Annotated in this window: 25 protein-coding genes and 1 pseudogene; 4 read left to right on the plus strand and 22 right to left on the minus strand. The window is 71.0% G+C overall.

Annotated elements, in window-relative coordinates:
• From FK498_RS08470 to FK498_RS08480, 3 genes are all read left to right on the plus strand, one after another.
• Positions 1 to 247, plus strand: a 247-nt coding sequence (locus FK498_RS08470) for an acetate--CoA ligase family protein (protein WP_202614787.1), incomplete at its 5' end; no start/stop codon positions are given.
• The gene (locus tag FK498_RS08475) at positions 244 to 1182 is read left to right on the plus strand and encodes an NAD(P)-dependent oxidoreductase (protein WP_141853528.1); all 939 of its coding nucleotides are present in this window, start codon (positions 244 to 246) and stop codon (positions 1180 to 1182) included. The genes FK498_RS08470 and FK498_RS08475, both read left to right, overlap by 4 nt.
• A gap of 123 nt (positions 1183 to 1305) precedes the next feature.
• A complete protein-coding gene (locus tag FK498_RS08480; protein WP_141853530.1) occupies positions 1306 to 2706 on the plus strand; it encodes a TIGR03013 family XrtA/PEP-CTERM system glycosyltransferase in 1401 nt (466 codons plus the stop codon).
• Between the two features lie 69 nt (positions 2707 to 2775).
• Here FK498_RS08480 and FK498_RS08485 read toward each other — a convergent pair whose 3' ends face one another.
• The 14 genes from FK498_RS08485 to FK498_RS08550 all read right to left on the minus strand — a co-directional run bounded on the left by FK498_RS08485 (position 2776) and on the right by FK498_RS08550 (position 17308).
• Positions 2776 to 4122 (minus strand): TldD/PmbA family protein, encoded by a 1347-nt coding sequence (locus FK498_RS08485; RefSeq protein ID WP_141853532.1) that lies wholly within the window; start codon positions 4120 to 4122, stop codon positions 2776 to 2778.
• Positions 4119 to 5390 carry a pitrilysin family protein gene (locus tag FK498_RS08490; protein WP_141853534.1) on the minus strand — a complete coding sequence of 424 codons (1272 nt, stop codon included), beginning with the start codon at positions 5388 to 5390 and terminating at the stop codon, positions 4119 to 4121. The genes FK498_RS08485 and FK498_RS08490 overlap by 4 nt, the downstream gene beginning before the upstream one ends.
• Complete coding sequence (gene thrC / locus FK498_RS08495) at positions 5387 to 6793, minus strand: threonine synthase (protein WP_141853536.1); 1407 nt, start codon at positions 6791 to 6793, stop codon at positions 5387 to 5389. Before thrC ends, FK498_RS08490 begins: the two co-directional genes overlap by 4 nt.
• A 68-nt stretch (positions 6794 to 6861) precedes the next feature.
• Entirely contained in the window at positions 6862 to 8148 is a 1287-nt protein-coding gene (locus FK498_RS08500; protein ID WP_202614788.1) for an NCS2 family permease, read from the minus strand.
• An 81-nt stretch (positions 8149 to 8229) separates the two neighbouring features.
• Positions 8230 to 9741, minus strand: a complete 1512-nt coding sequence (locus tag FK498_RS08505; RefSeq protein ID WP_141853540.1) for a carboxypeptidase M32 — start codon at positions 9739 to 9741, stop codon at positions 8230 to 8232.
• Positions 9738 to 10445: an SURF1 family protein gene (locus FK498_RS08510; protein ID WP_161988357.1), complete on the minus strand. Its 708-nt coding sequence runs from the start codon at positions 10443 to 10445 to the stop codon at positions 9738 to 9740. Before FK498_RS08510 ends, FK498_RS08505 begins: the two co-directional genes overlap by 4 nt.
• A gap of 22 nt (positions 10446 to 10467) precedes the next feature.
• Positions 10468 to 10857: a DUF983 domain-containing protein gene (locus tag FK498_RS08515; RefSeq protein ID WP_141853545.1), complete on the minus strand. Its 390-nt coding sequence runs from the start codon at positions 10855 to 10857 to the stop codon at positions 10468 to 10470.
• Between the two features lie 2 nt (positions 10858 to 10859).
• Positions 10860 to 11702 (minus strand): cytochrome c oxidase subunit 3, encoded by an 843-nt coding sequence (locus tag FK498_RS08520; RefSeq protein ID WP_141853547.1) that lies wholly within the window; start codon positions 11700 to 11702, stop codon positions 10860 to 10862.
• A 111-nt stretch (positions 11703 to 11813) separates the two neighbouring features.
• Positions 11814 to 12446 carry a cytochrome c oxidase assembly protein gene (locus tag FK498_RS08525; RefSeq protein WP_141853549.1) on the minus strand — a complete coding sequence of 211 codons (633 nt, stop codon included), beginning with the start codon at positions 12444 to 12446 and terminating at the stop codon, positions 11814 to 11816.
• Entirely contained in the window at positions 12410 to 12637 is a 228-nt protein-coding gene (locus FK498_RS08530) for a hypothetical protein (protein ID WP_237560884.1), read from the minus strand. The genes FK498_RS08525 and FK498_RS08530 overlap by 37 nt, the downstream gene beginning before the upstream one ends.
• Positions 12628 to 13623, minus strand: coding sequence for a heme o synthase (locus FK498_RS08535; protein WP_141853551.1), 996 nt, complete (start codon positions 13621 to 13623; stop codon positions 12628 to 12630). Before FK498_RS08535 ends, FK498_RS08530 begins: the two co-directional genes overlap by 10 nt.
• Before the next feature lie 21 nt (positions 13624 to 13644).
• On the minus strand, positions 13645 to 15237 hold the full coding sequence (ctaD, locus tag FK498_RS08540; protein ID WP_141853553.1) for a cytochrome c oxidase subunit I: 1593 nt from the start codon (positions 15235 to 15237) through the stop codon (positions 13645 to 13647).
• Between the two features lie 50 nt (positions 15238 to 15287).
• The gene (gene coxB / locus FK498_RS08545) at positions 15288 to 16115 is read right to left on the minus strand and encodes a cytochrome c oxidase subunit II (RefSeq protein ID WP_237560885.1); all 828 of its coding nucleotides are present in this window, start codon (positions 16113 to 16115) and stop codon (positions 15288 to 15290) included.
• Between the two features lie 170 nt (positions 16116 to 16285).
• A complete protein-coding gene (locus tag FK498_RS08550; RefSeq protein WP_202614789.1) occupies positions 16286 to 17308 on the minus strand; it encodes a TerC family protein in 1023 nt (340 codons plus the stop codon).
• A 259-nt stretch (positions 17309 to 17567) separates the two neighbouring features.
• Between FK498_RS08550 and FK498_RS08555 the strand changes: the two genes are divergently transcribed.
• Positions 17568 to 18443, plus strand: coding sequence for a creatininase family protein (locus FK498_RS08555; protein ID WP_237560886.1), 876 nt, complete (start codon positions 17568 to 17570; stop codon positions 18441 to 18443).
• A 235-nt stretch (positions 18444 to 18678) separates the two neighbouring features.
• Here the strand turns inward: FK498_RS08555 and FK498_RS08560 are convergent.
• From FK498_RS08560 to FK498_RS08595, 8 genes and pseudogenes are all read right to left on the minus strand, one after another.
• Positions 18679 to 19450, minus strand: a pseudogene (locus tag FK498_RS08560) (IS5 family transposase).
• A 66-nt stretch (positions 19451 to 19516) separates the two neighbouring features.
• Positions 19517 to 20611, minus strand: coding sequence for a redox-regulated ATPase YchF (gene ychF / locus FK498_RS08565; protein ID WP_141853561.1), 1095 nt, complete (start codon positions 20609 to 20611; stop codon positions 19517 to 19519).
• Positions 20612 to 20714: 103 nt separating this feature from the next.
• Entirely contained in the window at positions 20715 to 21308 is a 594-nt protein-coding gene (gene pth, locus FK498_RS08570; protein ID WP_141853574.1) for an aminoacyl-tRNA hydrolase, read from the minus strand.
• Positions 21309 to 21368: 60 nt separating this feature from the next.
• A complete protein-coding gene (locus FK498_RS08575) occupies positions 21369 to 22022 on the minus strand; it encodes a 50S ribosomal protein L25/general stress protein Ctc (RefSeq protein ID WP_141853576.1) in 654 nt (217 codons plus the stop codon).
• Between the two features lie 102 nt (positions 22023 to 22124).
• The gene (locus tag FK498_RS08580; RefSeq protein ID WP_141853564.1) at positions 22125 to 22760 is read right to left on the minus strand and encodes a histidine phosphatase family protein; all 636 of its coding nucleotides are present in this window, start codon (positions 22758 to 22760) and stop codon (positions 22125 to 22127) included.
• Positions 22761 to 22909: 149 nt separating this feature from the next.
• Positions 22910 to 23182 (minus strand): MoaD/ThiS family protein, encoded by a 273-nt coding sequence (locus FK498_RS08585; protein WP_141853566.1) that lies wholly within the window; start codon positions 23180 to 23182, stop codon positions 22910 to 22912.
• Positions 23183 to 24049, minus strand: coding sequence for a DMT family transporter (locus tag FK498_RS08590; RefSeq protein WP_141853568.1), 867 nt, complete (start codon positions 24047 to 24049; stop codon positions 23183 to 23185). It lies immediately after the preceding gene.
• The coding region (locus tag FK498_RS08595) for a methylated-DNA--[protein]-cysteine S-methyltransferase (RefSeq protein ID WP_141853570.1) at positions 24046 to 24627 on the minus strand (582 nt) is incomplete at its 5' end. The genes FK498_RS08595 and FK498_RS08590, both read right to left, overlap by 4 nt.

Below are 24627 nucleotides of genomic sequence, written 5' to 3' on the forward strand. Positions count from 1 at the left end.
CGCCGAGGCCGAGGCGCTGGTCGCCGCCGCGCCGCTTGCCCATCTCCGCGGGGCACGCGGGCGCGTGCGCGGCGACCTCGCCGCCCTCGCCGAGGCGGTGCTCGCCATCTCGCGCCTCGCCGCCCTCGATGAGGTGGCGGAGGCTGAGATCAATCCCCTGCTGGTCCGGCGCGAGGGCGAGGGCGTGGTCGCGCTCGACGCGCTCGTGGTCCGACACGTGGCACCCGCATCCGAGGAGAGAGCATGAGCGGTTCACCCGACACGATCGCCCCGCCCGCGCGCGTGGCCTTCATCGGCCTCGGCGTGATGGGCGCGGCGATGGCGGCCAACATCCGGCGCGCCGGCTTCGCGCTGACCGTGCACACGCGCAGCCGCGCCAAGGCCCGCGCACTGGAGTCGGACGGTGCCCGCTGGGCCGACACGCCGGCGGAGGCGGCGCGCGGGGCGGCCTGCGTCTGCCTCTGCCTGCCCGATACGCCCGATGTCGAGGCGGTGCTGTTCGGGCCGGAGGGCGTCGCGGAGGGCATCGCGCACGGCGCGGTGGCGATCGACTTCAGCACGGTCTCCGCCACCGCCGCGGCCGGCTTCGCCGCACGGCTTGCCGCCGAGCGGGGCGCCTGGCTGCTCGACGTGCCGGTCAGCGGCGGCCCGGCCGGCGCGCGCGAGGGCACGCTCACCTGCATGATCGGCGGCGCGGCGGAGGCGGTGGCCGCGGCCGATCCCGTGCTGCGCGCGGTGGGCCGGACGCTGACCCATCTGGGGCCGCCGGGCGCCGGACAGGTCTGCAAGGCGGCGAACCAGCTGCTCGTCGCGGCGACGCTCCTGGCCGTCTCGGAGGCGCTGGCGCTCGGGCGCAAGGCCGGGCTTGATCCGGCGGCCATGCGCGCGGCCCTGCTGGGGGGATCCGCGCGTTCCTTCGTGCTCGAGAACCACGCGAGGCGCATCATCGAGGGCAACGACGCTCCCGGCTTCCGCGCCGAGCTGATGCGCAAGGACCTCCGACTCGCGGCGGCGGCGACGCGCGATCACGGCGTGTTCGCCCCGGCGACGGCGGTCGCAGCGCAGATGCTGGAGGCGATGGTGGCCACCGGCCGGGGGGACCGGGACTGCTCCGCGCTCGGCGCATTGGTCGCGGAGCTTTCCGGCCTGCGCGGCGGCGAGCCGACCGGTCCGGCCCGATGATGGATCTGATCGGAACGATCCGGCGGTCGACAGGACGGCCGCCGTCAGGCTACATCCCAGCTCGAGCCGATCGGCGGTAGGCCGCCGCAGGTCATTCCCCCTTCGGACCGAGACGCTCTCCAGATGGCAGCCCCGACCGTCACCGCGCCTTCAGCCGGCCTTGCCCTGCTGGCGCTCGATGTGCTGCTGCTGGCGCTGGGCTGGCCGCTCATCGCGGGGGTAGCGCTCAGCCCGCTGCCGGAGGCACGCCAGCCGGGGCTGCTGCCGCTGCTGATGTATCCCTCCGCCTTCCTGCTGTTCCTCTATGCGCTCGGCCTCTATCGGCGCGACGCGCTCCTGGAGACGCGGAAGTCGCTGGGCCGCGTGCCGATCGCGGCGGGGCTCGGCGGCCTGGTGGCGTCGACCGCCGGCTACCTCCTGCCGCCGCCCTTCGCGACGGCCGGCACGGCGACGCTCTTTGTCGCGACGGCCCTGGGCCTCACCCCTCTCGGCTGGCTCGCGCGCATCCTGGTCTTCACGCTGCGCGAGCGTGGCGCCTTCCGCCGCCGCCTGATGGTGGTCGGTGCCGGCCAGCGCGCCTGGGAGATGGTCTGGCTGCTGAAGCGCGAGGGCCGCACGCTCGGCTTCGACATCACCTTCGTGCACGACCCGACCATGGGAGAGATCGACCCCCGGCTGGCGGAGGATGCGGTGAGCCGGATCGTGCCGGCCTCGCGCGGCTTCCGCGCGGTCGCCGAGGAGATCGGGGCCGACCTGATCGTGGTCGCCCCTGACGAGCGGCGCGGCATGCGGATGGATGCGCTGCTCGCCTGCCGCACGGCGGGCTTCCCGGTCTTCGAGTACCACCGCTTCCTCGAGAAGGAGATCGGCCGGGTCGACGTGAAGCGGCTGGACTACGGCTGGCTGCTCTACTCCGACGGCTTCACCTTCACGATGGTGGACCTGGTGCTGAAGCGCGCGCTCGACATCGTCGCGAGCGCGACGATGCTGTTCCTCACCGCTCCCTTCCTGCTGGTCGCCGCCGCTGCCGTACGGCTGCAGGACGGCGGGCCGGCGTTCTACCGCCAGGAACGGGTGACGCGCGGGGGCCGGGTGTTCCGCATCCTGAAGCTGCGCACCATGACGCAGGACGCCGAGCGCCACGGCGCGGTCTGGGCCCAGGCGGGCGACCCGCGGGTGACGCGGATCGGGCGGTTCCTGCGCCGCACGCGGCTCGACGAGCTGCCGCAGCTGATCAACATCCTGAAGGGCGACATGTCCTTCGTCGGCCCGCGGCCGGAACGGCCCGAGTTCGTCGCCGAACTTGCCACCAAGCTGCCGCTCTACAGCGAACGCCATCTCGTGCGCGCAGGCCTGACCGGCTGGGCGCAGATCAACTATCCCTATGGCGCCTCGCTCGACGATGCGCGCTCGAAGCTCTCCTACGATCTCTACTACGTGAAGAACTTCAGCGTGCTGTTCGACGTGCTGATCATCCTCCAGACGCTGCGCGTGGTGCTCTGGCCGGGTGCCGGCGTGCGCTGATCATGCCCGTCGCGCCGGGCGGAAGGCATGGCGCGCAATGTCGGTGTGGCGGCCGTGCCCGAGCAGGTCCTACGCGCCGGCGACGGTCAGCCCGTCGATCCGCAGCGTCGGCGCATCGGTGCCGCGGCGGAACCTGAGATCGTTCGCCGGCACCAGGCGGGCGAACATCTCCTTCAGGTTGCCCGCGACCGTGATCCCGCTCACCGGCTCGGCGAGCGCGCCGCGGCGGATCATGAACCCCGCCGCGCCACGGCTGTAGTCGCCGGTCACCATGTTCACGCCCATGCCGATCAGCTCTGTGACGTAGAGCCCCTCGGCGATGTCGGCGATCAGCGCCTCGGGCGCGACCTCGCCCGGCGCGAGCCAGAGATTGGTCGTGGCCGGCGCCGGCACGGACGCCACGCCGCGCGCGGCATGCCCCGTGCTCGCCAGGCCGAGCATGCGGGCCGAGCGCAGATCGAGGATCCAGGTCGCGAGCACGCCGTCCTCCACCACCGCGCGCGGCCGGCCGGCGATCCCCTCCGCGTCGAAGGGACGCGAGCGCAGGCCGCGCCGGCGCGTGGGGTCGTCGTGGATCGCGATGCCGGGCGCGAAGACGCGCGTCCCCAGCGCGCCCTTGAGGAAGGTCGTGCCGCGCGCGACCGCCGCGCCGTTGATCGCGGCGGCGAGATGCGAGACGAGCGAGGCGGCGACGCGCGGATGGTACACCACAGGCATGGTCGCCGTGCGCGGCCGCCGCGGGTTCAGCCGCGCGACCGCCCACTCGCCCGCCTGCCGGCCGATCGCCGCCGGGTCCTCGAGGTCCTCGGGGTGCACGGCGGTGGCGTGGTCATAGTCGCGCTCCATCGCCGTGCCGGTACCGGCGAGCGCGGTCGCGGAGACGCCATGGCTGGTGCGCGCATAGGAGCCCGCGAAGCCGTTCGAGGCGACGATCGCGACGGATGCGATCCCCCAGTCGGCCGAAGCACCTTCGCTGTTGGTGACCCCCGGCACGGCAAGCGCGGCCTCCTCGGCCGCCCTGGCACGCGCGTCGAGCGCGGCGAGGTCGGGCTCGTCCGGGGCGACGAGATCGAGCGCGGCGAGCCGCGCGGCGAGATCGGCCCCACCGTCGGGCGCTTCGGCGAGCCCGGCATGCGGGTCCTCGGGCACCGCGCGCGCCATCGCCACCGCACGTTCCGCAAGGCGCGCGAAACCTGCCGGCGCGTCGTCCGTGGCGGCGACCACGGCCTGGCGGCGACCGACGAAGACCCGCAAGCCCAGGTCGCGGCTCTCGGCCCGCTCCACCTGCTCGAGCGCGCCGAGCCGGCGCTGCACCGAGACCGAGCGGCCCTCGGCGAGCATCGCCTCGGCCGCGTCGGCGCCGGCGCGGCGCGCCGCCGCGACCAGGTCGGCGAGGCGGTCGAGCGTGCCGCTCACGCCGCGATCCGCTCGGCGATCGCGCCGATCGGGGGGAGGGTGCCAAGCGGACCGATCGCGGCGAGCGTCGGCCGGGCGCGGGACATGCGCCGCGCCACGGCCGCCGTCTGCCCGGGCGTCACCGCCTCGATGCGCGCGACCGTCTCCTCGGTCGGCAGCACGCGGCCCCAGGTCGCGATCTGGTGCGCAAGCTGCTCGCAGCGCGCGCTCGTGCTCTCGAGCGCCATCAGCACCGAGGCCTTGAGCTGCGCCTTGGCGCGTCTGAGCTCGGCCTCGGTGACGCCGCGCTGCACGGCGGCGAGTTCCGCCGAGACGACGGGCACGAGCTCCCTCACCTGCTCCTCGCCGGTGCCGGCGTAGATGCCGAACAGCCCGTCGTCGAGATAGGGCTGCACGAAGGAGGAGATCGAATAGACGAGGCCGCGCTTCTCGCGCACCTCCTGGAACAGCCGGCTCGACATGCCGCCGCCGAGGAGCGTCGAGAGCAGCATCGCCGCGTGGTAGTCGGGGTCGGTGAAGGGCACGGCGGGGAAGCCCAGCACCAGGTGCACCTGGTCGAGGTCGTCCTCGTCGCGACGCTCGCCGCCCACGTAGCGCGCGGGCACCTCCGCTTCCGCCTCCCCGGCCGGCAGATCCGTGAAGTGTTGCCGCACGAGCGCAAGGAAATCCTCGTGGGTGACCGCGCCAGCCGCGGCGAGGACGATCCGCGCGGGCGCGTAGTGCCGGCGCATGAAGCCGATCAGCGCCTCGCGCGTCATCGTGCCGATCGTCTCCACGGTGCCGAGCGTCGGCAGACCCATCGGCTGACCGGGATAGGCCGCCTCCTGGAAGCGGTCGAACACCAGGTCGTCGGGCGTGTCGTTCGCCTGGCCGATCTCCTGCAGGATCACGCCGCGTTCGCGCTCGAACTCTTCCGGATCGAACACGGAATGCTGCAGGATGTCGGCGACGATGTCGGTGGCGAGCGCGACATCCTCCTTCAGTACCTTGGCGTAGAAGGCAGTGCGCTCGCGCGCAGTGTAGGCGTTCAGGTGCCCGCCCACGTCCTCGATCTCCTCGGCGATCTGCGCCGCGCTGCGCCGTGCGGTGCCCTTGAAGGCCATGTGCTCGAGGAAGTGGGAGACGCCGTTCTCCTCCGCCCGCTCGTGGCGCGTGCCGGCACCGACATAGGCGCCGAGGCTCACCGTCTCGACGCGTGGCATGGTCTCGGTCACGACCGTCAGCCCCGAGGAAAGGCGGGTGACCTGGATCGCGGGATCGGTCCTCATGCGGCGTTCCTGAGCGCGGTGCCGCGCACGAGCGCCTCGATGGCGACGAGATCGTTGCGGGCGACGGTGAAGCGTTCGGGGCGATCGAGCAGGTCGGCGAGATGGGCCGGCAGGGCGGGACGGATGCCGGTGGCGCGCTGCACCGCGTCGGGGAACTTGGCCGGGTGCGCCGTCGCCACCGCGACCACGGGCACATCGGCCTCCGCAGGCAGGTGCGCACGTGCCGCCGCGATGCCGATCGCGCTGTGCGGGTCGGCGAGATAGCCCGACGCGCTGTGCAGCCGCGCGATCTCGGCGAGCGTGCCGTCGTCATCGAGCCGGAACGGCCGGAACAGCGCTGCCGCCTCGCGCCAGGCCGACTCCGGCACCGGCATCCGGCCGGTCGCTCGGAACGCGCGCATGGTCGCCGCCGTGGCCACCGCGTCGCGGCCGAGGAGCTCGAACAGCAGCCGCTCGACATTGCTGCTCACCTGGATGTCCATCGAGGGCGACAGCGACGGCACGACCGCGGCGAGACTCATGTCGTTCGCGGCGAGGAAGCGGGCGAGGATGTCGTTGCGGTTGGTGCCGACGATCAGGCGCTCGACCGGCAGGCCCATCCGGCGTGCGGCCCAGGCGGCCAGTACGTTGCCGAAATTCCCCGTCGGCACGGCGAAGGCGATCGCGCGATCCGGCGCGCCGAGTGCCAGGGCCGCCCACGCGTAGTAGGCGATCTGCGCGGCCACGCGCGCCCAGTTGATCGAGTTGACCGCCGAGAGCCGCACCTCGCGCCGGAACGCGGCATCAGCGAACATCGCCTTGACGAGATCCTGGCAGTCGTCGAACGACCCTTCGACCGCGATGTTGCCGACATTAGGGGACGTCACCGTGGTCATCTGCCGCCGCTGCACCTCGCTCACGCGGCCATGCGGGTGCAGGATCACGATCGCGATCCGGTCGCGGTCGCGGCAGGCCTCGATCGCCGCCGAGCCGGTATCGCCCGAGGTCGCGCCGACGATCGTCACCCGCTCGCCGCGCGCGGCGAGCACGTGGTCGAACAGCCGGCCGAGCAGCTGCAACGCGAAGTCCTTGAAGGCGAGCGTGGGGCCGTGGAAGAGCTCGAGCGCGAAGACCCGGTGCTCGAGCTGCACCAGCGGCGCGACGGCGGCATGGGCGAATCCGCGATAGGCCTCGTGGCAGAGTCGGGCCAGTGTCGGCGCGTCGATCACGCCGCCGACGAAGGGAGCGAGGATGCGCGCGGTCAGCTCAGGATAGGCGAGGCCGCGCAGCCCGCGCCACTCGGCGGGCGAGAGCGCGGGCCAGGCCTCCGGCACGTAGAGCCCGCCGTCCTCGGCGAGGCCGGCGAGCAGCACGTCATCGAAGCCGAGGACCGGCGCGACGCCGCGGGTGGAGATGTAGCGCATGGCCGCCGGACATTAGGGATGGCCGACAGCGGATGAAAGGGGGCGGGAGCGCGGGGCTGGCGCGCTCCTCACGCCAGCGCGAACTTCAGGCAGAAGACGGCGGCCAGCACAAGCACCGCCGGACTCGCCTGGTCGAGCCGTCCGGCGACCAGCTTCACCGCCGCATAGGTGATGAAGCCGAGCCCGATCCCGGTCGCGATCGAGAAGGTGAACGGCATGGCGAACGCGCAAACGACCGCGGGTGCGTATTCCGTCGCATCCTCCCAGTCGAGTTCCGCGAGACCGCGTGCCATGATGGTGGCGACGTGCAGCAGGGCCGAGGCGGTGGCATAGGCCGGGATCATCCCGGCGAGCGGGGAGAAGAACAGGGCCAGGCCGAACAGCGCCGCGACGACCACCGCGGTGAGCCCCGTGCGCCCGCCGGCGGCCGCACCGGCCGCGCTCTCGACGTAGCTCGTGGTGTTCGATGTACCGACCAGCGCGCCGATCACGGTCGCCGAGGAATCCGCGAGCAGCGCGCGGCCGACGTGCGGCACGCGGCCCTCGGCGTCGAGCAGCCCGGCGCGATGGCAGACCCCGACCAGCGTGCCGGCGGTGTCGAACAGATCGACGAACAGCAGCGACAGCACTGCGACCAGGAAGGGAAGCTCGAACATCCGCGAGAAGTCGAGCGCGAACAGCGTCGGCGCAGGCGAAGGCGGCAGGGCGACGATCCCGGCGTAGCTGGTCAGCCCGAGCGGCAGGCCGGCGAGCGAGACCGCGAGGATGCCGATGATCGTCGCCCCGAGCACGCGGCGCTGGCTCAGCGCCACCATCAGCACGAAGCCGACCAGGCAGAGCAGCGAGGGCCAGCGGAACAGATCGCCGAGAGCGACGAAGGTGGCGGGGTTCGCCACCACGATGCCCGCGTTCTTCAGCGCGATGATGCCGAGGAAGAAGCCGATCCCGGCCGAGACCGCGAGCTTCAGACTGCGCGGGATGGCGTTGATGACCGCCTCGCGCACGGGAAGCACCGAGAGGATCACGAACAGCACGCCCGAGAGGAACACGGCCGCGAGCGCCTGCTGCCACGTGTAGCCCTGGGCGAGCACGAGCACGAAGGCGAAATAGGCGTTCAGCCCCATCCCCGGCGCGAGTGCCACCGGCAGGTTGGCGTAGAGCCCCATGATCGCCGATCCCGCGATCGCGGCCACGGCGGTGGCGACGAACACGGCCTCGCGCGGCATCCCCGCCTCACCCAGGATCCCCGGGTTGACGAACAGGATGTAGGCCATGGTGAGGAAGGTCGTGAGGCCGGCGAGCGCCTCGGTGCGGGCCGAGGTGCCGGCCTGTGTCAGCCCGAAGAAGCGATCCACGCGCGTCTCCTTTGTGCGGCTGCCCGCGACTCGCGTTCCCGGAACGATGCTAGGGCGGAGCGGGGGGCGGGGAAAGGCGGATCAGCCGAGATAGCGCGCGCGGAGATGCGCGATGAACGTCGCCGGATCGAGCGGGCGTCCTGTCGCCGCGCGCAGCAGGTCGTCGAAGCCGTGGCGCGCCCCGTGCGCGTGCACATGCTCGCGGAGCCACCCGACCAGCGGCGCGAGATCGCCCTCTGCGAGCCGCGACGGTATCCCCGGCACGGCCGCGAGTGCTGCGGCGTAGAGCTGGGCCGCCGCCATCGCGCCGAGCGTGTAGGAGGGGAAATAGCCGAAGGCGCCGTCGTACCAGTGGATGTCCTGCAGGCAGCCGCGCGCATCGTCCGGCACTTGGAGCCCGAGCAGGGCCCGCATTCCTTCGTTCCAGGCGCCCGGCAGCTCGGCGACCGCGAGCTCGTCCGCGATCAGGGCGCGCTCGAGCCGCCAGCGCAGGATGACGTGCAAGGGGTAGGTGACCTCGTCGGCCTCGACGCGGATGAAGCCCGGGCGCACGCGCCGCCACAGCCGCGCGAGGTTCGCCGGGGCATAGGGCGCGGGATCGCCGCCGAAGGCCGCATGCATCCGCGGGGCGAGCCAGGACAAGTAGGCGTCCGACCGGCAGGCCTGCATCTCGACGATCAGGCTCTGGCTCTCATGCACAGCCATCCCCGCCGCCTCGCCGAGCGGCTGGCGCGCCCAGTCGCGCGGCAGGTTGCGCTCGTAGAGCGCATGGCCGCATTCGTGCAGCACGCCGAGGATCGCCTGCGCCGCATCGTCCTCGTGGTAGCGCGTGGTGATGCGCGTATCGGTCGGGGTGCCGCCGCAGAAGGGATGCGTGCTCTCGTCCAGCCGGGCGGTGGCGAAGTCGATCCCCGCCCGCTCGGCGAGCATGCGGCAGAGACCGCGCTGCGCCTCGACCGGGAAAGGCCCGGCGAGCGGCACCGGCTCGGGTGCCGCGGCCTGACGCTCGAGCACGCGCGGCAGGAGGCCGACGAGCGCCGCCTCGAGCGGTCCGAAGATCTCGGTGAGGCGCGCATCGGTCAGGCCGGGCTGGAACCCGTCCAGCAGCGCGTCATAGGGCGCGAGCCCGGTCGCCGCGGAGAGGGCGGCCGCCTGCTCGCGCATGAGCCGCACCACCTCGGCGAGCAGAGGCGCCACCGCGGCGAAGTCGGACTCGCGTCGCGCGGTGCGCCAGGCCGCCTCGCAGGCGCTGGTCGCGCGCGCCGTCGCCTCGACCAGATCGCCCGGCAGGGCGGCCGCGCGCAGCCACTTGCGTCGCATCAGCGCGAGGTTGCGCCGGTCCGCCGCGCTCAGCATCCCCGCGCGCTCCTCGGCGTCCTCGAGATGCCCGGCGAGCTCAGGTGCGGTGAGCAACTGGTGCGCGAGCCCGGCGAGTGTGGCCATCTGCTCGCCGCGCGCGGGCGCCGAGCCCGCCGGCATGGCCACCGAGGTGTCCCAATGCAGGATCGCGGCCACCTCCTCGATCGTGGCGATGCGGGCGAAGCGGACCTTGAGCGCATCGTAGGCGTGCACGGCGCAGCAGACGTCGTTCATGCGGACCTCGCATCGCGGAGCAGCCTGCGCGCCCAGGCGATCCAGAAGGCGACCAGGGCGGCGGCGAGCCCGAACCAGGTGATCGCATAGCCGAGATGGTCGTTGCGCGGCATCGGCGGCCGGCGCTGGGGGATCGGCGGCTCCTCGCCCGGACCGATCGCGGCGATCGCGAAGGGCGTGCTGCGCGGCAGGCCCACGGCCTTGGCCATGCGGTCGGGCTGGAACGCCCAGAAGCGGCGCTCCGCGGGCTTGTCCTCGGGCGTGAACCAGCCGCGCCGCTCGGGCAGCATCAGGAATCCCGTGACGGTGACCTCGCCCTCCGGGTTCGGCACCGCGCGCGGCGCCTCGTACGGCACCCAGCCGCGCACGATCCACACCGGATCGCCCGCCGTGCGCTCGAGGGGGGTGACGAGGAAGACGCCGAGGCGGCGCGCGCGCTCGTGCACGCCGAGCAGGACGGAACGGTCGTGCTGGAAGCGGCCCGAGACTGCGAAGCGGCGGAAGGCGAGCGGGGCCGGATCGTCGAGCTCGGCCGGCAGCGGCTCCGGCGGCAGCACCTCCGCCGCGCGGAGCTGGTCGATCCAGGCGTTCTTCCAGGCGAGCCGCTGCACCTGCCAGATGCCGAGGGCCAGCAGGACCGCCAGCAACACGCCGGCGCCGATCGTCGGCCAAAGCAGCACGCGCCAAGCGGGTCGGATCGCCATCATGGGTGGAAGATGGGGTGCCTCAGCCGATACGCATCTCGTCGCGGCGATGGCGGTACTGCAGCGCCACAAGCGCGGCCTTCGCCGGGCGCATCACCGCCACGGCGAGCGGCACGGCGACCGCGGGCCACAGCACCGCGTGCACCCAGAGCGGCGGCTGGGCGGAGAACTCGAGCCACATCGCGCTCCCGATCAGCAGCGCGCCGAGCACGAAGATCGCCAGCACGGCAGGGCCGTCCCCGGCATCGTGCGCGCGCAGGTCGAGCCCGCAGACCGTGCAGACCGGTGCCACCGACAGCACGCCGTCGAAGAGCGGCCCCTCGCCGCAGCGCGGGCAACGGCCGACCAGCGCGGTGCGCCAGACGGAAACGGGGGGCCAGGGCCCCCCGCGCTGCGCCCCCGTGCCGGGCATGGTCAATGCGGTGCGATCTCCCCGGCCCCCCACCAGTAGATGCAGGAGAACAGGAACAGCCATACGACATCGACGAAGTGCCAGTACCAGGCGGCGGCCTCGAACCCGAAGTGCCGCTCGGGCGTGAAGTCGCCACGGATCGCCCGCACCAGGCAGACCGAGAGGAAGATGGTGCCGACGATCACGTGGAAGCCGTGAAAGCCGGTGGCCATGAAGAAGGTCGAGGGATAGACGCCCTCACGGAAGCCGAACGGCGCCACCGAGTACTCGTAGGCCTGCACCGCGGTGAAGCTGAGGCCGAGCGCCACGGTCAGCGCGAGACCGCGGATCAGGTCACGCCGATTGCCCTCCAGCAGTGCGTGGTGCGCCCACGTCACGGTGCAGCCCGACAGCAGCAGGATCAGCGTGTTGAGGAAGGGCAGGTGCCAGGGATCGAAGGTCAGCACGCCGGGCGGCGGCCAGACGGTGGTCTGCTCGCCGGCGATGTGCGTCGGGAACAGCGCGAAGTGGAAATACGCCCAGAAGAAGGCGACGAAGAACATCACCTCAGAGGCGATGAACAGCATCATGCCATAGCGCAAGCCGAGCCGGACCACCGGGGTATGGAGGCCGGGCGTGCGGCTCTCGCGCACCACATCGCGCCACCAGACGAACATGGTCGCGAGCACGGCGAGGAAGCCCAGCACCAGGAAGATCGGCGTCTGGTAGTGCATGAACTCGATCGCGCCGAAAGCGAGCAGCCCGGCCGCGGCGGCGCCCACGATCGGCCAGGGCGAGGGATCGACCAGGTGGTAGGGCTGCTTCAGGCCCGAAGGCTCGACCGTTGTGCCGTGGCTGTCGCTCATCGCTTCCGTTCCGGTGTCCTGCCGGCGGGTCCCGAGGCCGGAACCTGCCGCGACGCATCAATCCCTGAAATCGCCGAAGGGATCAAGCCGCAGAGGCGTTCAGGGCAGTGTTCAGGGTCGGGCGCGGCGCTCGCCCGGGCGCGGCGGGGCCGTGTTGGGGACGAAGCCGCCGACATGCGGTCCGGCGGCGGCGAGCGCGCCCGCCCGCTGTGCATCGTCGAGCGAACGGTAGAAGGTGTAGCTCACCGTGACGACGCGCACGTCGCGCGTGGCAGGGTCGTCGAACATCTTGGGATCGACCCAGAAGGCGAGCGGCATCTCCACCTGCTGGCCAGGGGCGAGCGTCTGCTCCGTGAAGCAGAAGCAGGCGATCTTGTTGAAATAGGGGGCCGCCTTCTCGGGCGTGACGTTGTAGGTGCTGATGCCCGTCACCGGCCGGTCGGAGTCGTTGCGTGCGAGATAGAACGCCACCCCCTCCTCGGCGCCGTGCAGCGTCACGGCACGCTGCGCGGGACGGAAGGTCCAGGGCAGGCCGGCATTCACGTTGGCAACGAACTCGACGCGGATCCTACGCGCATCCTGCTGCGCCGGCACGTCCGGGTTCACCATCGGCGTGCCGCCGTAGCCGGTGACGCGGCAGAACAGGTCGTAGAGCGGCACCGCGGCGAAGGCGGCGCCGACCATGAGCGCGACCACGCCGAGGCAGGTCAGCGCGACGGTGCGATTGCGCCGGGACGGGACCATTGCTGCGGATCGCCGATCTCGGAGAGACGGCTCATCGTCAGGGCGTAGAACAGGGCGACCAGACCCAGCAGCACCAGGAACAGCGCACGGTTGCGCGCGCGCCGCCGCCTTGCGAGCGCGTCGGACTCGTCGCGCGAGAGGCTCTCCGGCCGCCCGACTGCCTGGGGATCATGTTCGGCCATCACGACCATATGGGGAGCCATCCCGCCGTCGCCACTAGTCGGTCGAGGGCGAGCACGCCGAACAGCGCGAACAGATAGGTGATCGAGAACCGGAACGCCGCCTTCGCGGGCCTGTCACCGGTCAGGCTGATGCCGGCCGCGTCCTGTCGGTCGCGCAGCACGGCGACCGCGTGGCGGAGGAAGCCACAGCCCAGGCCGACCGCTGCGAGCGCGTAGAGGAGACCCGCCGAGCCGAGCGCCAGCGGGACGAGCGAGACCGCGACCAGCATCAGGGTGTAGATCAGGATCTGCCACCGCGTCTCGCGCGCGCCGGCCACCACCGGCAGCATCGGCACGCCCGCGCGCGCGTAGTCGGCATGGGCGAATAGGCTGAGCGCCCAGAAATGCGGCGGCGTCCAGAAGAAGATGATGCAGAACAGCGCGATCGGCGCGAGCTCGATAGACCCCGTGGCCGCCGCCCAGCCGATCACCGGCGGGAAGGCACCGGCTGCGCCGCCGATGACGATGTTGTGCGGCGTGCGCCGCTTCAGCCAGATCGTGTAGACGAACACATAGAACGCGATCGAAAGCGCCAGCACGAGGGCGGCAATCCAGTTCGCCGCCAGCCCCATCAACAGGACCGAGAACACCGCGAGCGCCACCCCGTAGCCGAGCGCCGCTTCGGGGCTGATCCGGCCGGTCGGGATCGGTCGCTGCGCGGTGCGCCGCATCACCGCGTCGATGTCGCGGTCATACCACATGTTGATCGCGCCCGACGCCCCGGCGGCGAGCGCGATGCAGAGCACCGCCACGGCGGCACGCACCGGATGCATCGGCACAGGTGCGACCAGCAGGCCGATCAGTCCGGTATAGACCACGAGCGACATCACGCGCGGCTTCAGCAGCACGATCCAGTCGCGCGGCTCGCTGCCTAGAAAAGCGAGCGTCTCCGGCAGGGGAGCCTCACCGGCGCCCCTGCTCGCTCCTTCCCCCTGCCTGAGCGCCCGATCCGTCATCCAACCCGTCTCAGGCGCGCCTCAGCGAATGCGCGGGAGTTCCTGGAACTGGTGGAATGGCGGCGGGCTGGAGAGCGTCCATTCCAGCGTCGTCGCCCCCTCGCCCCAGTAGTTGTCCGCGACCTTCTCCTTCGAGGCGAAGATCTTGTAGACGATGTAGAGGAAGAGGAGCACCGAGGCGAAACTGATATAGCTGCCGATCGAGGCGACCATGTTCCAGCCCCAGAACGCATCCGGATAGTCGGGATAGCGCCGCGGCATGCCCTGCAGCCCGAGGAAGTGCATCGGGAAGAACGTCAGGTTCACGCCGACGAAAGTCATCCAGAAATGGATGCGGGCAAGGAAGTCATCATACTGCCGGCCCGACATCTTGCCGATCCAGTAGTAGAACCCGGCGAACATGGTGAACACCGCGCCGAGGCTCAGAACGTAGTGGAAGTGCGCCACGACGTAATAGGTGTTGTGCAGCACCGTATCCACGCCGGCATTGGCCAGCACGACGCCGGTCACGCCGCCGACGGTGAACAGGAAGATGAAGCCTACGGCCCAGAGCATGGGCACCTCGAAGCGGATCGACCCGCCCCACATGGTGGCGATCCAGGAGAAGATCTTGATGCCCGTCGGCACGGCGATCACCATCGTCGCCGCCATGAAGTAGGCCCGCGTGTCGACACCGATCCCCGAGGTGAACATGTGGTGCGCCCACACCACGAACCCGACCACGCCGATCGCCACCATCGCGTAGGCCATGCCGAGATAGCCGAACACCGGCTTGCGGCTGAAGGTGGCGACGATGTGGCTGATCATGCCGAAGCCCGGCAGGATCATGATGTAGACCTCGGGATGGCCGAAGAACCAGAACAGGTGCTGGTAGAGCACCGGATCGCCGCCGCCGGCCGGGTCGAAGAAGGCGGTGCCGAAGTTGCGGTCGGTCAGCAGCATGGTGATGGCTCCGCCCAGCACCGGCAGCGCAAGCAACAGCAGGAACGCCGTCACCAGCACCGACCAGACGAACAGCGGCATGCGGTGCAGCGTCATGCCGGGCGCGCGCATGTTCAGGATCGTGGTGATGAAGTTGATCGCGCCGAGGATCGAGGAGGCTCCGGCGAGGTGCAGCGAGAAGATCGCCATGTCCACCGACGGACCCGACTGGAAGGTCGAGTGCGCGAGGGGGGTGTAGACGGTCCAGCCGACGCCCGCGCCGTCGCCCACGAAGGCGGAGCCGAGCAGCAGCAGGAACGACGGCACCAGCAGCCAGAAGCTGATGTTGTTGAGGCGCGGGAAGGCCATGTCCGGCGCGCCGATCATCAGGGGCACGAACCAGTTGCCGAACCCGCCGATCATCGCCGGCATGACCACGAAGAACACCATGATCAGGCCGTGCGCGGTGACGATCACGTTCCAGCCCTGGCCGTCGGCGAAGTACTGCATGCCCGGGTTCTGCAGCTCGAGCCGCATCAGCACCGACATGAAGCCGCCGATCAGCGCCGCCACCACCGAGAAGATCAGATAGAGCGTGCCGATATCCTTGTGGTTGGTGCTGAACAGCCACCGCTGCACGAAGCCGGGCTTGTGGTCGTGGTGGTCGTGGGCGTGCGCCTCAGCCGTTGCCATCTCGTTCCGTCCTCACACGCGGAGCCGCGAGGCTCCCTCTCCCGCTGTCATCACTGCCGCGCCGCGGCAACCCGCATCGGCGCCGCGTCCGCCGCAGGCAGGGCGGCGAAGCGCTGCTTCGCCTGCTCCAGCCAGGCGCTGAACTCGGCCTCCGGCACGGCGCGCACCACGATCGGCATGAAGGCGTGGTTCACCCCGCAGATCTGGTTGCACTGCCCGTAATAGACGCCCGGCCGGTCGGCGCGGAACCAAGTCTCCATGGTCCGGCCGGGGATGTTGTACTTCTGGACACCGAGCGCGGGCACGAAGAAGCTGTGGATCACGTCCCGGCTGGTGACGAGAACGCGGATGTTCTTGCCGGCCGGCACCACCATCTCGTTGTCCACGTCGAGCAGCCGGCGCTTGCCCTGGGCCGCGGCCTGATCCGCCGGGACCATGTAGCTCTCGAACTTCAGACCGTCGGCATCCGGATACTCGTACTCCCAGGCCCACTGGAAGGCCGTCACCTTCACAGTCAGGTCCGGCTCCGTTGTGCGGTCCATGAAGTAGAGGAGCCGAAACGAGGGTACCGCGATCACGACCAGGATCAGGACCGGGATCACGGTCCAAGCCACTTCGAGCAGGGTATTGTGGCTGGTGCGCGACGGGTTGGGATTGCGGTCCGCCCTGAAGCGCCAGCACACATAGGCGAGTAGGGCCAGCACGAACAGCGTGATCAGGGTGATGATCACCAGCAGCAGATCGTGCAGCGACGCGATCCGCTCCTTCACCGGACTGGCGGAGTCCTGCAGGCCCATTCCCCACGGCGTCGGCAGGCCGAGATCGGTCGAGGCCGCGACCGCCGCGCCCGCGCCGGCAAGCACCGCCAGCGCCGTCATACCGATGCCGACAATCCGACCGGACCTGCGCATTCCGTCCACCCCGTCCCCGTCACCATGGCTCGACCACGGCCGCCGGCGCCGGGACGACGGCCCGGTCCGTTGTGCGGCGCCGCATCTCTCGCGCGTCCGGGGCGTCCGGTCAAGCATGGGCGCGGCCCCGGAACGGGTCACTTCCGGCCGGCCTCGCGCCGACGCCCACGCGTGAACGGCACCCAGCCGCGCCAGGCCTCACGGAACGCCTCGGCCGGCGGACGCTCGGCCGTCTTCGCCAGGCTCAGCAGCATCGAGCCGCCGATGATCGCCGCGGTCAACATCAGCGCGTACTCCACGGGGACCGCCTTGCCCCCTGCGACATAGTTGGCGAGCATCTTTGCGCCGACGATCATCAGCACGATCGAGAGGCCGTATTTGAGGTAGTGGAAACGGTGGATCACCCCGGCGAGCGCGAAGTACATGGCGCGCAGGCCGAGGATCGCGAAGACGTTGGCCGTGTAGACGATGAACGGATCGGTGGTGATCGCGAAGATCGCCGGGATCGAGTCGAGGGCGAAGATGAGGTCGGTGAGCTCGATCAGCACCAGCACCAGCGCCAGCGGCGTGAGGAACAGCCTGCCTTCGCGACGGACGAAGAACCGATCCCCCTGATACGTCTCGGTGACGGGGAAGCGGCTCTTCACCCAGCCGAGCACGCGGTTGTTCTCGAGATCGGGCTCCTCGTCGACCGCGCGCAGCATCTTCCAGCCAGACCAGATCAGGAACAGCCCAAAGCCGATCATGATCCACTGGAACTCCTGGATCAGCGCCGTGCCGAGCAGGATCAGCGTGCCCCGCATCGCCAGCGCGCCGATGATGCCCCAGAAAAGCACCCGGTGCTGGTACTGCGCCGGCACCTGGAAATGGCTGAAGACGAGGACGAAGACGAAGATGTTGTCGACCGAGAGGGACCACTCGATCAGATAGCCGGTGAGGAACTCGAAGCCCTTCTGCGCGCGGAGCTCGGGCGTCTCGCCATAGAAGGCGAACACCCCCACGCAGAACAGCATGGCAAGCACGAAGAAGCCGCCCGAACGCAGCAGCGCCTCGCCGACCGGGATCGGCCGGTCGCGCCGGGTCAGGAGGCCGAGATCGAGCAGCAGGAGCAGCAGTACGGCCGCATTGAACGCGACCCAGAACCACCATGGGGCGGCCATCCGGACCTCCATCGCGCACCCGACCGACGGCGCAGGGGCCGCCCGATGGACAAGCAAAGGTCCGACATCGCGGTCGCCGGGACGCGGCCTCGGGTGCAGCACCGCGCCGGACCCTCCCGCCAGAGGGACCCGGACCGCGCCGGCAGATAAGGGAGCCATGGCCGGACCGCAAGCGGCATCTGGACAGGGCACGGGCGAGCGGCTGCACTGTCCGGCCGATCAACAGGAGCGGGCGACAATGCAGGTGGAGTGGGCGCGCATGACCGCGCCGGAACTGAGGGCACTGGCCGAACGCGATGCGCTGGTGGTGCTGCCGGTCGCGAGCCTCGAGCAGCACGGTCCGCATCTACCGACCATGGTCGACACCCGGCTCGCGACCGAAGTGACGATCCGGGCCGCCCGCCATCTCGCCGTGCGCGAGCCGGTCGTGGTGCTGCCGTGCCAGTGGATGGGCATGAGCGAGCACCATTTCCCTTTCGGGGGCACGATAAGCCTGGACTACGCAACCTTCGCCGCCGTGCTCGGCTGCGTCGCGCGGAGCGTGAAGGCCTGCGGCTTCCGTCGGCTCTTCGTGGTCAACGGCCATGGAGGTAATACCGAGCCGCTGGCGGTGGCGATGCGTGAGCTCGCGGTCGCGCACGATATGGCGATTGCGGGAGCGACCTACTGGATCACCGCGGCCGAGGCGTTCGCCGCGATCCTCGATCGGCAGAGGAACATCCAGCACGCCTGCGAGGGCGAGACCGCGATGATGATGGCGCTCGAACCCGATCTCGTGCGGCGTGACCGGCTGGAGGAGGCGGCGTCCGGGCCGGGATCGGCCCATTCGGGCGAGGTCGCCGGCGTCACTTCCCCGGACGGCGTCGGCATCCAGCGCTTCCGCAGCTTCGCCGAGCGTGTGCCCGGCACTGGCGTGCGCGGCGACCCGCGTGCGGCGACGCCCGCGAAGGGCGAGGCGCTGCTGCAGGCGGCAGCGGCCAATCTCGCCGCTGCGATGGCGAATGCGGCGCTGTGGTCTGCGCCCGATGCGGTCTGGCGGCCGGGTCGGCCCTTCGCGCCGACCGGGTCGTCAGACGAGTCCAAGGCGCGTAAAGGGCCATGCCGCGCACCGGCCGGAGACGGCCCCGCCGCCTGATACCCGGCCGACAAAGGTTCGACCTTTGCCGGCCGGGCATCAGGCCTTGGTTTTGCGCGCGGCCGCCCCACCAGCCCCGCGCGCCATACCCTCCGCACAAAGGTCAAACCCTTGTGCTCCGGGTATGAAGCGGCCCCCCGCGGTGGCGTCCCATCGCGTGGTGCAGGTTCCGCCCCCACAGGGTTCTTTGAGCGACGTGGCGTGGTGTGATTCAGGCCGCGTGGACAACCCTGATCTATGGACGTATGGAGGCAAGGGTGGTGAAGCCGAGGGAACTGTCGGCGGTCTTGTCGTGGCGTGTGGCGACGCGGCGGGTGTTCTTCAGGCGGTTGATGAAGCACTCGATGCGGCTGCGCAGGGCGTAGAGGGCGCGGCTGACCGAGTGCTGGACGGGCGGTTCCGCCGGGTCGGGATCTCGGGCACGGCGCCGCGGTCGCGCAAGTCCTGTCGGATCGGATCACTGTCTTAGCCCTTGTCGGCGAGCATGATGGCAGGGTTGCTGTCGCGCGCCTCCATCAGCGCATCGCAGTTCGAGCCGTCGGCCTCCTGCCCGGCGGTCACATGCAAGGCGATGGGCAGGCCGTGCGCGTTGCCGCGGATGTGGAGCTTGCTCGTGAAGCCACCTCGCGAGCGGCCAAGACCCTGGCGATGCTTCCCCCTCTTCCGCCGGCGGCGCAGTGGTGCGCCCGGATGCTGGTGCTGTCGATCATCCGCAGGAGGTCGGCGTCGCCGCCGCCATCGGCCAAGGCCTCCAGCATCACGTCCCACAATCCCGACGCCGTCCAGCGCCGGAACTGGCGGAATACCGAGTTCCAGTTGCCGAGTTCGGCCGGCAGGTCACGCCACGGGGCACCGGTGCGCGCGATCCAGAAGATGGCGTCCAGCACCCGCCGATGATCGCAGGGAGGCCGGCCACCGAGCGGACTGGCCGACACCACGAAAGGCTCAAAGAAAGACCACTCCTCGTCCGTCAGTCGCCCGCGGATCAATGCCGACCTCCATGCCAGAGATCAGCGTGGAATCACCCCGGCGTCCGGATGGGAATCCCCCCATCACCAGCTTGTCCAAGCGGCCTAGACATTGAAGCGGAACAGCATCACGTCGCCGTCGCGCACCACGTAGTCCTTGCCCTCGACGCGCATCCTCCCGGCCTCCTTGGCGCCGGCCTCGCCGCCGTGGGTGACGTAGTCGTCATAGGCGATCGTCTCGGCGGCGATGAAGCCGCGCTCGAAGTCGCCATGGATCACGCCCGCGGCCTGCGGCGCCCTGGTGCCTTGCACCACTGTCCAGGCGCGCGCCTCCTTCGGCCCGACCGTGAAATAGGTGATCAGACCGAGCAGGCGGTAGCCCGCGCGGATCACCCGGTCGAGCCCGCTGTCGGCAAGCCCGAGGCTCTCCAGGAACGGCCCCTTCTCCTCGGGCGGCAGTTGCGCGATCTCGGCCTCGATCGCCGCCGAGACCACGACCGAGGCCGCGCCCTTCGCCTCCGCCATGGCCGCGACGCGCGCGCTCCAGCCATTGCCGGTCGCCGCGGCGGATTCCTCGACGTTGCACACGTAGAGCACGGGCTTGGTGGTCATCAGGTTGAGCGCCCGCGCCGCCGGCTCCTGGCCGGGCGGGATCGCGCTGCGCGCCGGCTCGCCCCGTTGCAGCGCCGGGATCAGCGTCTCGATCAGCGCGAGCTGGGCCACGGCCTCCTTGTCGCCGCCGCGCGCGCGCTTGGTGAGCGCGGCGAGCCGCTTCTCCAGGCTCTCGAGATCGGCGAGCATCAGTTCGGTCTCGACCGTCTCCGCGTCGCGGATCGGGTCGATCGTGCCGTCCACATGCGCGATGTCCGGGTCCTCAAAGCAGCGCAGGACATGGATGATCGCGTCCACCTCGCGGATATTGGCGAGGAACTGGTTGCCGAGCCCCTCTCCCTTCGAGGCGCCGCGTACCAGCCCGGCAATGTCGACGAACTCGAGCGACGTCGGGATGATCCTCGCCGACTTGCCGATGCGCGCGAGCGTCTCCAGCCGCGGGTCGGGCACGGCCACGCGGCCGACATTCGGTTCGATCGTGCAGAACGGATAGTTCGCCGCCTGGGCGGCCGCGGTCTGCGTCAGCGCGTTGAACAGGGTGGACTTGCCGACATTCGGCAGGCCGACGATGCCGCAGTTGAAGCCCATCAAGTCATCTCCGGAACATTGGGGGCACGACGGTCGTCCCCCCCTCCCGAGGGCGCCCTTCCTTTGGTCGGGGCGCGGGCCGCGACCAACGGCAGCAGCCCCCCTATGCAGGGGGGGCGGGGGGGACCAGGGTGGTCCCCCCGGCCACCTTGTTCATGAACTGATCGGGCCGCCCCTCCGCCAGCAATGGCGCCGCCTCGGCGATCCGATCCAGGAGCGTCTCGACCCACTCCCGGTCCGACTTCGCGAAATCGCCCAGCACATGGGCCGTCACCCGCTCCTTCTCGCCGGGATGCCCGATCCCCAGCCGCACGCGCCAGAAATCAGGGCCGCCGCAGTGCTGGGTGATGCTGCGCAGGCCGTTGTGCCCGGCATGGCCGCCGCCCTTCTTCACACGCACCTTGCCGGCGGCGAGATCGAGCTCGTCGTGAAACACCGTCACGGCGTCGAGCGGGAGGCGGAAGAACGCCATCGCCGCCTGCACGCTCTCGCCCGAGAGGTTCATCCAGGTCTGCGGTTTCAGTGCCAGCACCTTCCGCCCGCCCACCACTCCCTCGGCCAGCAGCCCGCGGAAACGGTTGCGCCACGGCGCGAAGCCGTATCGCGCCGCGATCGCATCGAGCGCCATGAAGCCGATATTGTGGCGGTTGCGTGCGTGCTCCGCGCCGGGATTGCCGAGCCCGACCCAGAGCAGCAGACCCGACCAGGGACGCGCGTGCATTCGGCCGCCCCGCCACCCCCGAATGCACGCGGCCGACTACTTCTTCTGCGAAGCGGCTGCGGCAACCGGCGCGGCAGGCGTGGCCCCAGCAGCCGCTTCGGCGGCGGCCGGTGCCTCGGCCATCTTCGTCGGCGGCGCGATCGAGGCGATCGTGAAGTCGCGATCCGCGATCACCGGGCGAACACCCGGCGGCGCCTTGACCGCGCTCCAGTGGATCGAATCCCCGATGGTCAGGCCCGACAGATCGACCTCGAATCGCTCCGGCACGTCATCGACCGAGCAGTAGACCTCGATCTCGTGACGGATCACGTTCAGGACGCCACCCTGCTTCAGCCCGGGCGACAGCCCCTCGTTGAGGAATTCCACCTCGACCGCCACGCGGATCTGCTGGCCCGGTGCCAGGCGCTGGAAATCGACATGTTCCGGACGGTCGGTCACCGGGTGGAACTGCACCTCGCGCAGGAGCGTCCGTTCCGTCGTCTCACCCACCTTCACGTCGTAGAAGCGCGACCGCCAGCCGTGCCGATGCAGCTCCCGCATGATCACGCGCGGATCAACGGCGATCAGCCTGGGTTCCTGCTTCGCGCCGTAGATGACGCCGGGCACCTTGCCCTCCCGCCGGGTCGCGCGTGCCGCCCCCTTGCCGGCCCGCCCGCGCGCCTCGGCCTCGATCGTGACGACCTCGACCATCGCTCGCTCCTGTTCGGTCCAACGACAAGCGCGGGCCTCCAGGGGTGCCCGCGCCCAATGGCTGGCGCGGCGGAGCACTCCGCCCGCCGCGCGGGCGACGTCTTACGCCGGAGGCGCTGCCTCGGCAAGCGGCGTCAGCCGCCAAGCCGTCCCCCCGTCGGTGGGAGGCTCCACCAGCAGCGGCACCGCGTTGGGGGTCCGGACATTCACCTCCAGCCCGAGCGCGCCGCGGATCGCCCGCCAGAGCGCCCCGTGCCCCACCACCAGCACCGCCGGCGGCCGGGCGAGTGCGCGGTTCACCGCGCCGATGGCCCGCGTGCGAAGGGCCGCGAAGGGCTCCCCGCCCTCGGGCGTGAACCGCCCCTCCACCCAGGCGGCGAACCACTCGCCCATGGGCTGGCCCTCGTTCACTCCGAACGCCGCCTCGCGCAGGTCCTCGTCGGGCTCCATCGCCAGCCCCAGCGCCTCGGCGACGATCGCCGCCGTGTCGCGCGCCCGGCCCAGCGGCGAATGCACGATCGAGGCGATCCCCCGCCCCTTGAGGAGGGCTGCGGCAACGCGCGCCTGGGCAACGCCACGATCGTTCAGCGGGATGTCGACGTTGCCCTGGCTCAGGGACCGCGCGTTCCAGTCGGTCTCGCCGTGGCGCAGGAACCAGAACGCCACGGGAACAAGCCGGGTATCGACCGCGCTCGCGCCAGACCTCGCCTGCCGCTCCTCGCCCTTGTCAGCGTGCATCCCATGCGACCTCCTCGAAGGCGCCGCACCATGACGCGGCATCGCATGACCGCCAAGCCCGCGACCGGGCGGCGCAACGCCTGCCCGAGCGACCATCCCCGCCACAGGCGGCGAGGCCGATCCTCCGGCCCGTCCCTCGAATCCGCCGCTCAACCGCCGCTGATGGCCGTCAGGATCACGACATCGGCGCCGTCACGCAGCCGCGTGTCCAGGGTTCCGCGCTCGCCGTCCACGAACACGTTGATATGGCGGCGGATGGCAGGGCGCGAATCGCAGAGGCGGTCGCGCATCCCGGGCCAGCACGCCTCCAGGGCGGCCATGACGTCAGCCACCGTGGCCGCCGCCACCTCCACACGCGGCGACGCGCCTGGAAACAACGCCACGAGCGCGCCCGGCAGCGTCACCGACACTTGCACAGCCATTCACCGCCTCCATCCCAGCGCCAGCACGTTCCCTGCCGCCACCAGCGCCACACCGAGGATCGCCGGCAGAGTCCAGCGGTACCCCTCCACCACCGACGAGATCGCCAGCGCGATCACCGGCACCAGCACCAGCACGAACGCCGCCCGGTCGGGCCCGATCCGCGCCTGCAAGGTGAAATAGCACCAGAACGACACGATCGAGAGCCCCAGCACCTGATACGCGAAGGCGCCGATCCACCCGGCATCGTGCGGGAACGGCATGCCCACGCCCTGCACGACGCACGCCCCCACCGCGAGCGGGATCGCGCACACCAGCCCGTCGGCGATCAGCGGAAAGGTCGGCAGACCCGCGCGCGCGTTGCGCACCGCCGCCATGTTCCCCGCCGCCACGATCACACTGCCGGCCGCGCCCAGCGCCACGCCCTTCCACGCACCCGCCCGCGCGAGCGTGTCCCACTCCGGCAGGAACACGAGCGCGAGCCCGACAGCCGCGATCGGCGCGCCGACCAGGACGCCCCGCCGGAACGGCACGCCGTAGATCAGCCGCAGCCCCACCGCGTTCAGCGGGATCACCGACGCCATCACGAGCGCCACCAGGCCCGAGGCGATGTGCCGCACCGCCTCGTAGAGCACCAGGTTGTTGGCCGAGAACAGCGCAACACCCTGCATGGCGACGAAGGGCAGGTCGCGCGCCCGCGTGCCCGGATGCCGTCCCGTGGCGCGCAGCGCCACCTGCAGGATGACGGCGGCGGCGACCAGCCGCCACGCCACCGCCGGCGCTGCCGGCGCGACATCCACCTGCAGGCGCGTGGCCACCCATCCGGCCGCCCACATCACCGCGGTCGCGAGGAACAGCCCGGCGTTCAATCGCCCCCGCCGGCCTCGGCCGCGAGCAGCGCCCGCTTGCGCGGCAGGCCCCAGCGATAGCCGTGCAGTCCGCCGTCCTTGCCGACCACGCGGTGGCACGGCACCGCGAGCGCGACCGGGTTGCGCGCGCAGGCCGCGGCCACCGCCCGCACCGCCGCGGGCCGGCCGAGCGCGGCGGCGATTTCGCTGTAGCTGCGCGTCTCGCCCGGCGGAATGCGCCGGAGCGCGTCCCACACGCGCTTCTGGAACGCGGTGCCCTGGAGGTCGAGCGGCAAGGCGAGCCCCGCGCGCGGCTGCTCGATGAAGTCCAGCACCGCGGCGACATGCTCCGCCAGCGCCGCGTCATCCGCGATGATCGTCGCGTTCGGGTAACGGCGTCGCAGGTCCGCGAGCAGCGCCTCGCGCGGCTCGGCGAAGCCGAGGAAGCACACGCCGCGCGCGGTGGCACCCACCAGCAGCGGGCCGAACGGGCACTCGGCAAAGGCGGCCGTGATGGTCTCGCCCGCGCCGCCGCGGCGCGCCCGGCCTGGCGTGATGCCGCCGGCGGCCGCATAGGCGCCGCGCAGGCTGCCGTAGCC

This window comes from Elioraea sp. Yellowstone, assembly GCF_006704265.1.
Taxonomy (GTDB): Bacteria; Pseudomonadota; Alphaproteobacteria; order Acetobacterales; family Acetobacteraceae; genus Elioraea.

Coding starts and splice junctions, on each gene's coding strand:
- FK498_RS08490 (WP_141853534.1), bottom strand. CDS start 5,390: ATGAGGACCGATCCCGCGATCCAGGTCACCCGCCTTTCCTCGGGGCTG.
- FK498_RS08515 (WP_141853545.1), bottom strand. CDS start 10,857: ATGCCCGGCACGGGGGCGCAGCGCGGGGGGCCCTGGCCCCCCGTTTCC.
- FK498_RS08505 (WP_141853540.1), bottom strand. CDS start 9,741: ATGAACGACGTCTGCTGCGCCGTGCACGCCTACGATGCGCTCAAGGTC.
- FK498_RS08580 (WP_141853564.1), bottom strand. CDS start 22,760: ATGCACGCTGACAAGGGCGAGGAGCGGCAGGCGAGGTCTGGCGCGAGC.
- coxB (WP_237560885.1), bottom strand. CDS start 16,115: ATGACGGCGCTGGCGGTGCTTGCCGGCGCGGGCGCGGCGGTCGCGGCC.
- thrC (WP_141853536.1), bottom strand. CDS start 6,793: ATGCGCTACATCTCCACCCGCGGCGTCGCGCCGGTCCTCGGCTTCGAT.
- FK498_RS08535 (WP_141853551.1), bottom strand. CDS start 13,623: ATGACGGATCGGGCGCTCAGGCAGGGGGAAGGAGCGAGCAGGGGCGCC.
- FK498_RS08525 (WP_141853549.1), bottom strand. CDS start 12,446: ATGGTCCCGTCCCGGCGCAATCGCACCGTCGCGCTGACCTGCCTCGGC.
- ychF (WP_141853561.1), bottom strand. CDS start 20,611: ATGGGCTTCAACTGCGGCATCGTCGGCCTGCCGAATGTCGGCAAGTCC.
- FK498_RS08550 (WP_202614789.1), bottom strand. CDS start 17,308: ATGGCCGCCCCATGGTGGTTCTGGGTCGCGTTCAATGCGGCCGTACTG.
- FK498_RS08480 (WP_141853530.1), top strand. CDS start 1,306: ATGGCAGCCCCGACCGTCACCGCGCCTTCAGCCGGCCTTGCCCTGCTG.
- FK498_RS08520 (WP_141853547.1), bottom strand. CDS start 11,702: ATGAGCGACAGCCACGGCACAACGGTCGAGCCTTCGGGCCTGAAGCAG.
- FK498_RS08510 (WP_161988357.1), bottom strand. CDS start 10,445: ATGGCGATCCGACCCGCTTGGCGCGTGCTGCTTTGGCCGACGATCGGC.
- FK498_RS08585 (WP_141853566.1), bottom strand. CDS start 23,182: ATGGCTGTGCAAGTGTCGGTGACGCTGCCGGGCGCGCTCGTGGCGTTG.
- FK498_RS08475 (WP_141853528.1), top strand. CDS start 244: ATGAGCGGTTCACCCGACACGATCGCCCCGCCCGCGCGCGTGGCCTTC.
- FK498_RS08555 (WP_237560886.1), top strand. CDS start 17,568: ATGACCGCGCCGGAACTGAGGGCACTGGCCGAACGCGATGCGCTGGTG.
- FK498_RS08575 (WP_141853576.1), bottom strand. CDS start 22,022: ATGGTCGAGGTCGTCACGATCGAGGCCGAGGCGCGCGGGCGGGCCGGC.
- FK498_RS08530 (WP_237560884.1), bottom strand. CDS start 12,637: ATGGTCGTGATGGCCGAACATGATCCCCAGGCAGTCGGGCGGCCGGAG.
- ctaD (WP_141853553.1), bottom strand. CDS start 15,237: ATGGCAACGGCTGAGGCGCACGCCCACGACCACCACGACCACAAGCCC.